6 protein-coding genes are annotated in these 15,280 nt (G+C 39.3%); 3 read left to right on the top strand and 3 right to left on the bottom strand.

The annotated features are described in order from the left end of the window. Positions 1 to 6: 6 nt before the first annotated feature. From B4U84_RS24610 to B4U84_RS24600, 3 genes are all read left to right on the top strand, one after another. Entirely contained in the window at positions 7 to 537 is a 531-nt protein-coding gene (locus B4U84_RS24610; RefSeq protein WP_017312154.1) for a chemotaxis protein CheW, read from the top strand. Between the two features lie 17 nt (positions 538 to 554). Then, positions 555 to 3,446 (top strand): methyl-accepting chemotaxis protein, encoded by a 2,892-nt coding sequence (locus B4U84_RS24605; RefSeq protein WP_131120853.1) that lies wholly within the window; start codon positions 555 to 557, stop codon positions 3,444 to 3,446. Positions 3,447 to 3,626: 180 nt separating this feature from the next. Then, positions 3,627 to 8,651, top strand: coding sequence for a response regulator (locus tag B4U84_RS24600; RefSeq protein ID WP_131120852.1), 5,025 nt, complete (start codon positions 3,627 to 3,629; stop codon positions 8,649 to 8,651). 659 nt (positions 8,652 to 9,310) lie between these two features. Here the strand turns inward: B4U84_RS24600 and psbA are convergent. From psbA to B4U84_RS24585, 3 genes are all read right to left on the bottom strand, one after another. After that, positions 9,311 to 10,393 (bottom strand): photosystem II reaction center subunit D1, encoded by a 1,083-nt coding sequence (psbA, locus tag B4U84_RS24595; RefSeq protein WP_131120851.1) that lies wholly within the window; start codon positions 10,391 to 10,393, stop codon positions 9,311 to 9,313. A 280-nt stretch (positions 10,394 to 10,673) separates the two neighbouring features. Further along, positions 10,674 to 12,170 (bottom strand): MBOAT family O-acyltransferase, encoded by a 1,497-nt coding sequence (locus B4U84_RS24590; RefSeq protein ID WP_131120850.1) that lies wholly within the window; start codon positions 12,168 to 12,170, stop codon positions 10,674 to 10,676. A 186-nt stretch (positions 12,171 to 12,356) separates the two neighbouring features. Next, positions 12,357 to 15,280: DUF1574 domain-containing protein (locus B4U84_RS24585; protein WP_131121053.1), on the bottom strand; the 2,924-nt coding region annotated here is incomplete at its 5' end.

The following is a 15,280-nucleotide window of genomic DNA, read 5'->3' as shown; positions in this document are numbered from 1 at the left end:
CAGAAAATGGTCAATAAACCGGACTTTTTAGGAGGTAATGGACAAGATCACTTTCGTCCTGAATTACGAGTAGAAAGTCCTGAAGGTGAGTTACATTTGCGATTTACTATTCCTTCGCATCACGAATTTGCACTACCAGCCACTGGTATTCGGGAAGTCATTGAATTGAGTCCTGATCGAATCACCCCAATCCCTAATGCTTCTGTTTTACTTTTGGGTACTCTAAATTTACGAGGTCGAGTTATTTGGGTGGCTGATTTGGGTCAATTTCTAGGGGAAGCAACAGTATTAAATACAGATCGCGCCGAAATTCCGGTGATCGCCATAGAAGAACAAGACACAATTGTCGGTTTGGCTGTAGAAGAAATTGGCGGTATGGATTGGCTAGATGCACAGCATCTGTTGACACCAACAAATGTACCGGATACAATGGCTCCTTTTTTGCGAGGAGAGTGGTTATTAGATGCTCAAAACAAACAGTGTTTGCGACTACTAGATCAAACTGCAATTTTACGCAGTGCGCGTTGGGCAGGATGAAACATGGAGGTTAAGAAATGGCAGCGAGTATAGAAGATAACGCGCAGACATACCAACAGGCTTTAACAGCCTACGCGCAACAAGACTACCAAGAAGCAGCCATCCTCATCGATGAGGTGGTGCAAAATCTACCAAATGACCCCAACACCCATTTACTCCGGGGTCACATCTACTATGTTTTACAGCAGTATGATGTGGCAAAAGTCGAATACAAAAAAGTCTTGGAACTCACTAAAGATCCAGAAGTCACTGTTTTTGCGGAAACAGGGCTGGAACATATCAATCAATATCAACAAGCATTAGATAATACTACTAATGATCAAAAATTCCAGCAATCTGCACAAAATGTTTCTGTGTTTGCCGAAGAAAATCCAGCAGAACAAAAGCTAGAAATATTAGAAGACTTAGAAAATTTAGAAAATCTAGAGGATTTAAATCATAATAGCTTTGAGTTGAATGCGATCGCTAATCATGAGGAAACAGCAGAGCAGATAGAAGAGCTTTCCTTGGTGGAAAATCCATTTAATACACCTACCGATAGTAGTGAATCTGCTCCAAACACAGATTACTCAGAAACTCATAATGGTAATCCTTTTACCTCATCTCAAAAAGAATTAGAGCTAACTTCACAAGCTAATATCTGGGAAAAAGCAGAATTAGAATTACCTGATTTTTTACAGGATGATATTTCATCATCTACAGAAAAAACTAATACAAGTACCGCAAATGATCATTTGGGGGAAAATCAGTCAAATATTAGTGATTTAGATTTTGCCAAAATTAATTTTACACCCAGTCCTAATTTAAATAGTCAAGAAGATCATGCTGCGGAGCAAATCTCACCAATAATTAGTGAGCATAATTTGCATGACCTGAATAAAATTTATGCCGACGATGAAACTTTACTGGTTCAAAAACTAGAAAATGATCTTGAAATCACAGAAATTAATCCTGTGGAATACAAGAGTAAATCTTTAAAAAGTAATTTTACTATTAAAGATAATCCACTCAAAGCTAATTCCCAGACAAAGCAAAATCACAACTTTGATGATGACAGTTTTGATCTAGAAGCCTTTGAATCAGCTTTTGGTTCCCAATCATTTTCTGAAAATGAACAAGAAGATATCAAAAGCCAACTAAATAGCAACGTTTCTCAAGGTAACAATATTGATTTTCTAGATGACTTTGGTGAATTTGATGATTTGGGAAATATTCAGGCAGAGTTTGATTTTGTTAGTAATTCTGGTTTCGCTGACTCGCAACTAAATTCTGCTTCACTCATATCAAACAGCAAGAGTTTCACTCAACCTGTAGAAAATTCTGAGATTGCTGAAAAAGGAAATGAAAATGTAAATAATTCCACAGAAGGCGATCGCGATGATGAATTGTTTAGTATCACCGGTTCCCAACAAGCAGTCCCAGTCTTTGCTCAAACAGACGTTAACAACATCAAACCTCAAGTCAGCGTTGAACAAGGAATTTTCGCACCCCTAGAAAATGCGCCATTAAACAAAAAACAATGGATAGTTGCTGGCTGTGTTGGTGTAGCTTCAGCAGTAGTTGTAGCTTTAGTTAGTTTCACCGCTACGACAGTTTCTCCACCCCAACAACGGGAGTCTGTACGTAATACTGGCTGGGCAATGGCACTAGCAGCAGGGCTTGTAAGTTTTGCTACCACTGGGATTATGGGCAATCTCACTCTCAAGCAAATCCGACGGACAACCAAAGATTTGCAAAACCAATTTGATGCGGTGCAAAAAGGTAACCTCAATGTCCAAGCCACAGTCTACTCAGAAGATGAATTAGGTAAGTTAGCTGCTGGCTTCAATGAAATGGCACGGGTGATTTTTACGACCACCAATGAAGCCACACATAAAGCCCAAGAACAGGAAGAAGCCAAAGAAAACTTACAACGGCAAGTAATTCGTTTATTAGATGATGTAGAAGGAGCCGCAAGGGGGGATTTGACTGTCCAAGCCGAGGTGACAGCCGACGTCTTAGGAGCAGTTGCTGATGCATTTAACTTAACGATTCAAAACCTGCGAGATATTGTCCAACAGGTGAAGATAGCAGCGCGAGAAGTCACAAAAGGTGCAACTAACTCTGAAACCTTTGCCAGAGCTTTATCTAGCGATGCTTTGCGCCAAGCCGAAGAGTTAGCAGTCACCCTCAATTCGGTACAGGTGATGACTGATTCTATCCAACGAGTAGCAGAAGCAGCACGGGAAGCAGAAACAGTTGCTCGTGAAGCCAGTGCGATCGCTCTCAAAGGAGGGGAAGCAGTAGAAAATACTGTAGCGGGGATTTTAGAAATTCGCGAAACTGTCGCAGAAACCACCCGCAAAGTTAAGCGACTTGCAGAATCATCACAAGAAATTTCCAAAATTGTCGCGTTGATTTCTCAAATTGCCTCCAGAACGAATTTATTAGCTCTTAACGCCAGTATTGAAGCAGCACGAGCAGGAGAATCGGGACGGGGTTTTGCGATTGTCGCGGATGAGGTACGCCAGTTAGCTGATAAATCAGCCAAATCTCTCAAAGAAATTGAACAAATAGTCATGCAAATCCAGAGCGAAACAGGCTCAGTGATGACTGCGATGGAAGAAGGTACTCAACAGGTAATTCAAGGTACAAAATTAGCAGAAGAAGCCAAGCGATCGCTAGAAAATATTATTAGAGTAGCAAATCGTATTGATATTCTCGTCTGCTCAATTACTTCCGACACTGTCGAACAGACAGAAACTTCCCGCGCGGTAGCTCAGGTGATGCAATCTGTAGAACTCACCGCTCAAGAAACATCCCAAGAAGCTCAACGAGTTTCCGGCGCCCTACAAAATTTAGTAGGCGTCTCCCGTGACTTAATCGCCTCTGTAGAAAGGTTCCGAGTCGAAACCTCAGAAACTAGATGATTAGTCATTAGTCATTAGTCATTAGTCATTAGTCATTAGTCTAAAACTTTTTAGCCATTGACCCTTGAGTGTTGACCTTTGACCGATACTTCTTTGATGGTACAGAGCAAGCAGATCCCACGTATTGGAATCAATCCAAAATCCAAAATCCAAAATCCTGTTAGAGGATGACCCTTGATTATGCTTCCAGAACAACAACAGCGCATTCTCGGTTACTTTATTGAAGAAGCCAAAGAACACCTGACTACAATAGAGCAGGGGTTGCTGAATCTGCAAAGTACTATTAAAGATCCAGAAATGCTGAATGAAGTTTTTCGGGCGGCTCACTCGATCAAAGGGGGAGCGGCGATGCTTGGTCTAGGTAGTATTCAGCATACTGCTCACCGCTTAGAAGACTGTTTTAAAGTCTTAAAAGAATGTCCGGTGCGGGTTGATCAAAAGCTTGAGTCTTTGTTTTTGGGTGTATCTGATACCCTCAAAGCACTGTTAGAGAATTTAAGCGGGCCGTTTGGTCTGACAGAAGAGACTGCCAATCATATCATGTCAGAAGCAGAACCTGTATTTGGGTGGCTAAATGAACATCTGGATTTGTTGGTCAAACAAGGTTCTACAGGACTACCACTAGCTGATACTGAACGCTGGCAACAGCAGCAAAATCTGGTATTGCAAAACCTCCGGGAAATGTTGCAGTTATTTAAGCAACCAGCAACACCTGAAACGCGCCAAAATTTGCAAGAATGCTGTAGACAACTAGTCGAACTTGGTCAACAATTAAATTGTGCATCTTGGTGTAATTTGTGTCAAGCTGCGAGTCAAGCGATCGCTAATCAAGAAAATAGCTATTTAACATTAGCAAAAATCGTGATTACAGATATCAAGCAAGCTCTAGAATTAGTTCTTGCTGGTAGAGAAGCTGAAATCACTATTAGTCAGCAGCTAGAAGCATTACTTCCACCTCAAATAGAATTATTAGACATCACAACTGATATAGAAGCAGTGCCATCAAAAGCATTAGAGGAAAATTTCACTACATCTGTTGAGAAAGATACTGTTGACGACAATACTACATCCAATACAGATAATATTACTGAGTTAATCACTCCATCAGAGTCAATCGAATTTGCACAAGCAGATAGAATCAGCAACCTTTTAGAATTATCTGAACAATCGGGTAGTAGTATAAATAATTTCGTGGAATTGACAACACAAACAGAATTAATAGAGTTTGCACAAGAAGATCAGATAAACAGCCTTTCAGAATTAACTGAACAAATTCATGAACATACAGATCATTTTGCTGACTTGAGAAATAAATCTGAATTCCAGGAATTAGTATTAGAAAATACTATTATCAGTTTATCTGAAGTATCTTATCAATTTCATATAGATGATGAAGCAAGCGAAGATTTAGATATTCAAAGTTTAGAAGTTCACGGACCCGAAGTCGGATTAGCAGAGTTAAATACTCTTGCCCAATTATTTGAACGTGAAACTCCTGATATTAACGAAATATGGGATATTGAAGAAGAAATTATTGAACAAGATAACACAAAGAATCAAGTTGAAGTTGAGATTATCGATCCAAAGGATACTATCAACGATCTAGCAGATTTACTGTCTGTAGAAGTAAATACGAGTATTCAAGATAGACCAAAAATAAATGCTAAAGAAGAATTAACTATTGTACAACTTTTTGGAGATGATTTTTTAGAAGAAGAAAATTTAGAAAAAAATCTGAACTCATCAGAAAAAGTTGCACTCAATGAAAGTATAGAATATCAAAAAACACAATCTAATTACGAAACAGACGAAATAGAAACATCTCAGCAATTAGAAAGTATCTATGATGATTTATTGTCAGACTTTGATCATCAAAGCTCAGTACAAGAATTTGAGCAAACAATTGCTCAATCAATAGAAGAAAATTCCACTTTAGATATTCTGTTGAATGAAGAACAACAAGACGATAGTCCGACTATTGGAATTGATGGATCAGAATATGAGGATTTATTTGATCAGCTTAGTGTTAAAAACACTGATATATCAACTAAAGATAATTTAGTTTCATCGATACAGACAGAAATATCAGAGCTAGGAGAATTAGAATTTACTGTTGAAGAAGATGCTGCTAAAGCATTAGAAGAAATTTTGTTTGCAGCAGCTGCTGCTGATGATATTTTTAGCGATCGCCAAGATCAAATACCAGAGTCAGTTGAAGATTTAGAATTAGAAAATATAGATTTAGGTTTTCCCCAAGACTTAATCCTCTCTGGGGATAGTAGGAATGATTTACTTGCTGAATTAGTAGTACATGACTCTACAATTGTATCTCCATCTTCTGTCGATGAAGAATTGTCTCCTCAGAATATTCATAATATTTCACAACAACCAGAAGCTTTAGAATTCACTCCTGAATTTACTCATTTTTCTACAGAAATACAAGCTTTAGATTTACAGCAATCAATCACTGAAGAAGAAATTGACTGGTTAGAGGCGCTCAGAATAGAAGAAAATAGCAACGAAAATATAGAAGTTTTATTTAATGATTTAACAGTACCAGATCATCATAATTTACAAGTTGATAATAGAAATAATCCTCTTGCTTTTCAGTCTAGTTCAGATGATGATGCATTATTTACAACAGATGTCGCAAATATAAATTTTGCAGATATGATTGCATCTCAAATACAGGCAGATTCCGAAATGGATTTTCTGGATAAATTAATTGCTGCAAATCAAGAGATAATAGCAGAATCTTTTGACCTAGATTTGAGTGAAAATTTATTACTGTCAAATTTGCAAACAGAAGAATTGCAGCATGAATATGAACAACTTAATTTCCAGTTCGAGATTAGAGATTCTGAATTAGATGTACTAGATTCCAGCTATGATCATGAGATCAAAAATGCGAATTTAATTGAAGAAATATCAGTAATTACCGAAGCAGAACCGGAAAGTGGATTAGAAAGTGATACTTTTGCAGAAGATGCATTTACCGAGTTAGATGGTTTATGGAACGAAGAAGCAACACTGAAGGCTCATACTTCCACAATCCCAGATCTTGAATTTGCTGCATTAGAAGAAATGCTAACTTTGGAAGAAGATAGAGATGCAGTAGTAGCAGAGCAATCTACGCCACGATTTTCTAAAAAAGATGTAAACAACCCGATTTTATCCCCAGAAATTGAGAATGAATTTAAAGAATTAGAAGGGATGGTAGGGGGAGCAGTAACACCTAATACAGTCAATTTAACAGGTGGACGTAACTCTGGTTGGAATACGACTTCCAGATTTGAGCAATTAATGAAAGTACCTGTTAAACATCTTGATGATTTGAGTAATTTAGTTGGAGAGTTGGTAGTAAACCGCAATACCCTAGAACAGGATCAGGAACGTTTACGCCAGTCATTAGATAATCTACTGCATCAGGTACAGCATCTCTCGGATGTGGGAACGAGAATGCAAGAATTGTATGAGCGATCGCTACTAGAAGCATCTTTGTTAGCTAGTCGCAAAAACAGCAATTTCGGCACATCAGATACAGATCGGGGTTTTAGTGAATTGGAAATGGATCGCTTCACACCTTTCCATACTTTGTCCCAAGAAATGATTGAACTGATCGTACGGGTGCGTGAGTCTGCAAGCGATATTGATTTTGTCACCGAAGAAAGCGAACGTGTAGCACGACAATTCCGACAAGTTACTAGCCAACTGCAAGAAGGACTGACAAGAGCGCGAATGGAGCCTTTTTCCCAGGCTACCGATTTATTACCGCGAGGTGTGCGCGACAACTCTATTAAGTATGGGAAGCAAGTAGAGTTAGTGGTTCAAGGTCGAGATACCTTGATTGACAAAATGATTTTGGAACATCTCAAAACACCACTAACGCATTTGCTCAATAATGCGATCGCTCACGGTATCGAAACGCCAGAAGAACGCCGCTCTCAAGGAAAACCTCCTGTGGGAACCATTAGTGTTTCTGCTTTTCACCAAGGTAATCAAACCATCATTTGTGTCAGTGATGACGGTGCTGGAATTAATTCGGACACGGTAATAGCAAAAGCAATCAAAGTTGGTTTGATTACTCCCAGCCAAGCCAAAAATATGCCCCCGATAGAGGTTTATGATTTACTGTTCCGACCAGGTTTTAGTACCAAAGACCAAGCAGATGACCTAGCAGGTCGTGGTGTCGGTTTAGATGTAGTTCATACCAAAATCAGTGAAATCAGGGGGGGGATTTCTGTTGATTCTGCGATTGGTAAGGGTACCAGCTTTACGATTCGTTTACCGCTGACACTCAGTATCTGCAAAGCGCTTTTCTGTGTTTCTGATAAAGCCAGAATAGCTTTTCCGATGGATGGCGTAGAAGATACCCTAGACGTACCTGTAAAAAATATCCAAGAGGGCGACGCAGGTGAAAAGCTTATTCCTTGGCGTGATAGAATGCTGCCATTCAAACCTTTAAAAGAACTTTTAACTTTCAATCGGCTACTTAGTCGAGGTAACGTCTACGGTGGGAACCGAGACGATAATATGATTTCCGTGGTTGTAGTGCGATCGGCAAATACACTAGTCGCCTTACAGGTTGACCAAGTGCTGAGTGAACAAGAAATTGTAATTAAACAATTTGAAGGCCCCGCCCCCAAACCAGTTGGTGTAGCTGGTGCTACTATCTTAGGTGATGGTCGAATTATGCCGATCGCTGATGTTATAGAAATTATCGATATCTTCCAGGGACGGACTTCTAAACAAAGCACAATCGGTATTTTGAGTCAAAAATCAACTCCAAATCAGCTAGATACGTCTGTAAGTACAATTGACCCAACAGTGCTGATTGTCGATGACTCAATTACAGTTAGAGAGTTGCTTTCTTTAACCTTTAATAAAGCAGGTTATCGGGTAGAACAAGCACGTGATGGACAGGAAGCTTGGGATAAACTGCGTTCCGGTTTACCTTGTGATCTCGTGTTCTGTGACATTGAAATGCCTCGTTGCGATGGTCTAGAATTACTTTCTCGCATTCAAAAAGACTCCAACCTCAATCATTTACCCATAGCTATGCTCACCTCGCGAGGTGCAGACAAGCATCGACAAATGGCTATCAGCTTGGGAGCAAGTGGTTATTTCACCAAACCTTATCTGGAAGAAGCCTTACTAGAAGCAGCATCGCGGATGCTTAAAGGTGAGAAACTACTGGCTAGCTAAGAGACTTTCAAATCCAAAATTTAAATAGCAGGCAGACAGAAGGGGATGTGGGCAGACAAGGAGGACAAGGAGGACTAGGAAGAATTTATTCCAATCCCCGATCCCCAATGCTTACTGCTGACTTCTGCCAAAATGCCAAATGATGTTCAACTACTCCTGTTAATCTGACTGCTTTTTGTAGAAGGAATTAACAGCTAATTCGAGGGCATCTTATGAAGTTTGCAAGTGACGATCGCGGTAGCGGTAGGTAAGTATAAGAAAATAGATTTTGCAAAAGTCTATAGTTCATTCTGTTAATTCTGTTAATTAAAAATAGATTTTCATAGACAGATATTTTGAGTGAAATATCAATAATCACTTTATTAATTGTGAAGCTTTTGAAGCGATCGCAATCAGTACTTATACCAATTCGCAATTTGCAATTAAGAAACTTAGATTCAGCCTGCTTTTCCAGGTTTGGATTTGTTGCTTTATTTTGGATTTTGGGCAGGGAAACTCTTTGCTGCATAAGAGTTCTGTAAGTCCATCTGTCGCATTCTTTTTTCAAATTGGTATTTCAGGTCAGTCCTAGCAATCATAAAAAAGCACCTACCTAACTTAGGTAAGCGCTTTTGTATTTTAGTAGAGGCGCGATTTACCGCACCTCAGTTATTTAAAGATTAACCGTTGATAGCGGGAGCAGAGACTGCAACTGGTGCAGCTTCAGCAGCAGCCAAGTCGAGAGGGAAGTTGTGAGCGTTGCGCTCGTGCATTACTTCCATACCCAAGTTAGCGCGGTTGATGATATCTGCCCAGGTGTTGATGACGCGACCTTGTGAGTCAATTACTGATTGGTTGAAGTTGAAACCATTCAGGTTGAACGCCATGGTGCTGATTCCTAGCGCGGTGAACCAGATTCCGATTACAGGCCAAGCACCTAAGAAGAAGTGCAAGCTGCGAGAGTTGTTGAAGGAAGCGTATTGGAAGATCAAACGACCGAAGTAACCGTGGGCTGCAACGATGTTGTAGGTTTCTTCTTCTTGACCAAATTTGTAACCGTAGTTCTGAGATTCGGTTTCGGTTGTTTCACGAACCAAGGAAGAAGTTACCAAAGAACCGTGCATTGCGCTGAACAAGCTACCACCAAACACACCTGCTACACCAAGCATATGGAAGGGGTGCATCAGAATGTTGTGTTCTGCTTGGAACACGATCATGAAGTTAAATGTTCCAGCAATACCCAAGGGCATACCATCAGAGAAGGAACCTTGACCCAAGGGATAGATTAAGAATACTGCGGTTGCAGAAGCTACAGGCGCACTGTAAGCAACGCAGATCCAAGGGCGCATTCCTAAACGGTAGCTGAGTTCCCACTGACGACCCATCCAGCAGAAGATGCCGATTAGGAAGTGGAAAACTACCAATTGGTAAGGACCACCGTTGTACAACCACTCATCTAAGGAAGCTGCTTCCCAAATGGGGTAGAAGTGCAAACCGATCGCATTAGAAGAAGGAACAACTGCACCAGAGATGATGTTGTTGCCATAAATCAAGGAACCTGCAACAGGTTCACGGATACCATCGATGTCTACAGGAGGTGCAGCGATGAAAGCGATGATAAAGCAGGTGGTTGCAGCCAACAGAGTTGGGATCATCAACACACCAAACCAACCCACATAAAGGCGGTTGTCAGTGCTTGTTACCCACTCACAGAAACGCTCCCACGCGTTGCCGCTTGTGCGTCTTTGTAATGTTGTAGTCATTTGCTCTTATAAGTGCGATGAATGAATTTTTGGAAGAATGTATTCAGACAAACATTTAATTTTGTCTGTATTAATAAACTTTACACAAAAATTTATTTATGACAAGCGTTGATGCAGTCATTTTTATTAATTTTTATGTCTTTACATTGCTTAATTTTATGTTTCTTAAATTTATGTATTTATGTAAAGTTAAAGTTCAATAAATAACTTTAAACAGTAACAGGGAACAGGCAATAGTAAAGTTTATTGTTTTTTTTAGAAATTAAATATAAATTTGATACTAAAAATCAAAATAAATATATGGCAAACTTCCTTCTGGAGCGAGTATCCAGACAGCGTAGAAACAAGGAAGCACGAACAAGAGTTTGACAGGCCAATTGAACTGTAACTTTAATTGACGATTGAAGAAATAAGCTACTGTCATACAGAAAGCAATCACGCCCAAAATTATTGCTAATTGATACTGACTAATATTAAGAGCTTCTACATAGACTTTTTGAGCAAATTGGGTGTCCGCAGGATAACCCCAAAGGTGTCTAAAAACAAAAGAAGAATCTTGGAGATTTGGTAAGCGAAACCAAATCCAAGAAGTAAAAACCATAAATTGTGTGAATAGCCAAGCTATCAGTGTACCCAAAGGATTGTGCCAAAAATTTTCCAAAGTCTCAAAGCGATCGCTAAGGGTATCAGTGAGTCTGTGTATAACTAAAGCTAAACCGTGAAACGCACCCCAAATTACAAAACCTAATGCTGCACCATGCCAAATACCTGCAATTAACATTACAATCATTAAATTTAAGCAGGTGCGATTTAAACTCCGACGAGAACCACCTAAAGGAAAATAAATATAATTACGTAACCAATCTCCTAGTGTGATGTGCCAGCGCCGCCAAAAATCAGCAATACTAGTACTGAAATAGGGAAAATCAAAGTTTTCTGGTAGAACCAAACCAAATAATAAAGCAGTGCCACGGGCAATATCTACATAACCACTAAAATCTAAATACAACTGAAAACCATAAGCCAATATTGCTAACCATAAATCGTTGCTACCAGCTCGTTGCAAATTACCGAAACATAAATCTACATAAATTCCCAAGTGATCAGCCAGAATAGCTTTTTTGAATGTTCCTTGAGCAATTAACCAAACGCCTTCTGCCAAAATATTGCTGCTAGGAAAGTGTAATTGATGAAATTGATGTGCGAGGTGATGAAAGCGAGTAATAGGACCAGAAATCAATTTAGCAAAGAATAATTTGTATGATGCGAATTGAATAAATTCTTTACTAGCAGGCGCTCCACGGTAAACATCAACTAAATAGGAAATACACTCAAAGGTGAAAAATGAAATTCCTAAAGGTGCAATTAATTTAAAAGAATTAAATTCTGAATTTGTGTCATGATTAATAATTTTATATAAAGGTGGTATGTATTTAAAACCCAAAAGTAATAAAACATTTATACTGATACCCAGCACTAATAGTTTTAAACGCTGACTATTCCAATCAGCTTGAGACAATTGCAATTCTTCATTAAAATCTTGGCTATTGGAAGAATTGGGATTAGATAAATTATATAGGTCTAGAGCTATTCCTATACGAAAATTACAATAAGTTAGTGCTAGTAAAAGCGGGATATATTGAATTTGCAAAGATACATAAAAGGCAATACTAGCAATCAATAGCACCCATATTCTTAATTTATATTGTGCCAATGACCAATAAATCAAAAGCACACTTAGTAAAAAGATTCCGTATAGAATTGATATAAAGTTCATTGATACAATCAATAGTGTAATTTGTTATTTGTTATTTGTCATTTGTTCTTTGTCATTTGTCATTTGTCCTTGGTGAGGGTTTAAAGTCTATTTTCGTAAGTCCCGTTATGGTTGTTTCCGCCAACTTACTCAATTACTAATACTAACCAAGAGCTAATAACCAACAAGCAACAACTAACAACTAACCTATTTTGTTGACCAAGGAATCATGGGATCAATCGCAAGTTTTCTGGATACTTTTTCTGCACCATAAAGATTCAGATGGCTGGGGTCAGAAAAATTTTCATTGACTTCTGGCCAAATTAAACTTAAATCGCGATAAATTAAATTGGAATTTCCCGCTAAATCTAACATATATTGTTGGAATTCTTGTTCATAATTTTTGCGTACTGAATCAAGATATTCTGTACTCAAGGGCATATTAACAAAAACTATTGTAATTTTTTTAGCGGCACAAAATTTCAATACTTCTTGGAGTGCGGTGTCTTGCTCACCTACTAATTGAAAAGATTGATAGTCATTGTCATAGATACCGCTAACTTTGGGGTGTTTTTGATAGTATGTAGCTGGGTCAAAACGGATAGGTACTGATAGAAATCCATCAAAATCAACCGCTTGTTCAAAAGTATCTTGTTTTGGATGTGATGATACTTTTGGATTAATTGCTGAATGTTCTTTGAATAATGGTAAAGATTTCAGGGTTTTATTCAATAAATTCTTAAGTTGACCGCGTTGGTGATAGGTAGTAGAAATACTTGCTAGAGCTTGGTTTAACCATTCATCTAATGCTTGATAAGTATTATCTGTATGAGTTGCGGTTTTCAAGCTTAGCTCCGGTTTTATAGATCCGGGAGTAGTTGGTGAATTATTTGAATCTTTGTTTGCTGAAGATTTTTGCAATACTTGTTGATAACCGGGGGATGCTACGATCGCATTAAAGGTAATATCCTCTCTACCATTGTTAAAAGCACGCGCACCATCAGCCCAAATGATTAATTTTGGAAGTTCTGAAGGATTTAACACCCGACGCAGGACAAAATCTACAACTTGCGCTGTCGCTCCATTAATCCCAAAATTAAACACATCGATATTTGAGTAACCCTGATTTCCCAAAGTTTTAGAAAGAGTAGTGGGGTCTACTCCCCTTAAAGCACGAGAGGAACCAATAATCAATACATCTGGTGGTTTACCATTTTTAGCAAGACGCTGTTTGTAGAGTGCTAGTTGTTCATCTAATTGGCGAACATTGAAACTTGGCATTTGCGATCGCGCTGCCAATAAAATAGCAGTTGCAGTTGCTTTTCCCCTAGTAATAGATTCATTTTCTTGCTGGGTGAATCCAGAAGCGTTAAATACTTCATTTCTAGAAGCAGACGATGTATTTGCAAAAAAGACTGTTCTTTCCAACTTCTGAGTTTTATCTTCACCAGAAGACAACTCTGGTGGAGTACTAGCAATTTTTGGTGCTTCGAGAATGAGACGAGAAGTAATGTAACCTAAAATCCAGTCTGATTGGAGAATCAGCAAAAAACCAAGCAAACCCCAAACTAAAGCTACTCGCCAGCCATTGTCTTCTGCTTGTTGCTCTTGCGATTCTGTTTCAGCAAATAGCTGTGTTGCTAAAAGCCATCTTTTGATTCTTGCACCCCAGTCCTGAGACACTTCTGCAAAAAGACTCTGTATATCTTGGCTGGTTAAATCGGGACGTAGCACAGGCTGGTTAGCCTCAGTTGTTAAAAGCTCACCAACATAAGCAGCAGTAGCAGCAAATTCTGGAGTAGCTTCTGGTACTAAGCGTTGCCGATTTGTAAAATCGACGCCGTAGTTCCAGAAAGGTTCCTTGTTACCAGCACGACGGCCATAAATTCGTACTCCTGCAATTCCTACTATCTTTAACTGCTTAACAAAATCAGTAACCTTATTTGCTACTCGTTTACGTGATGGACACACAAGTGCTTCGCACATGATGTGTAGTAAATCGCCTTTTCGTAACAAGAGGACACGAGTCCCACCTGTTTTGAGGCGAATATCTAAGTCAGGGTTGAGCAAACGCTCAAGTAAAAAAATCATAGCAGGTTCATCGCCAGCTGAAGCTAATTCTAACGCCGATACTGCTAAATCTGGGTGTTCTGTTGCAGGTAAAGATTGCCAATCAATCCAAGTGGGTTCGTGATCAGTTGTTTTGTGTCCGTAAATTGTAGCGGCGAGAATTCCTTGGGGCGCAAGGGCTTGAAGTTGAGGAATAATAGTACCTAAGCACTGGGTTTTATCTGGGATTTGATTAGTTGCCTTGGGGTTAGCAGGACTGCAAAATAGATGTAGCGTTGATTCTTTGAGAGTTGCTGTGACTTTGATGGTGAGATCAGACAGCTTTTCATTTAATATCCTAGCGATCGCCTGGACATCTCCCCAACGCCCCCATTCTTTCAACATAATCTCTGGAGGCGTCAAATCTACTCGCAACATCCAGTCAAAGTCTGTTTCACCTTCAACTTGTGTGGCGATAATTGCATCTTGATAACCAGATAGTTTAAGACTACGTAATTTCTGGGCTACTGGTTCCGCAATTAATGAAGGATCGGGAGTATAACTAGACTGACAATAAATCAATAACCGATTTTGATTGATGGGATTTTCAAGAGTGACTTGTTGCTTTTTAGCTTTAACTTCTACCCCAATCCCAAAACTACTGAGAGTTTCGCTCAAATAGCGAGCGATCGCCTCTGGGTTGCCTTGACGTGCTAAACTTTCATTAGAAAGAATTAGCGCTCCACCCGTGCGACTGGATTTTTCCGCATCTGCAATTAAGGCTTGTTCTACCTCTTTTAAATGTCGATCCAACTGGTTTAAGAAAACCTGATGACACCACTGCGGTTGGTTTTCTCCCTTCTTTCGACCGTAGACGAAAACTTGGTATATTGAGGGCTGGTCGTTTTTGGTTAAAGCATCCAAGTCTGTATGCTGGAGCGCGTGCAACAAATCCAAAAGAGTACGCCAACGTTGAGGACACTCTAGACTTTCACAAAGAATGTGTAGGTCATTTCCCCGCAACCGGACTTTCACGCCCAAAGAACTGATTCCTGTTGCTTGGCTTACCCACTGTATTAAGG

The sequence above is a fragment of the Westiellopsis prolifica IICB1 genome, from assembly GCF_004323185.1.
GTDB lineage: Bacteria > Cyanobacteriota > Cyanobacteriia > Cyanobacteriales > Nostocaceae > Pelatocladus > Pelatocladus prolificus_A.
This window is presented reverse-complemented; position numbering and strand designations above follow the sequence as displayed.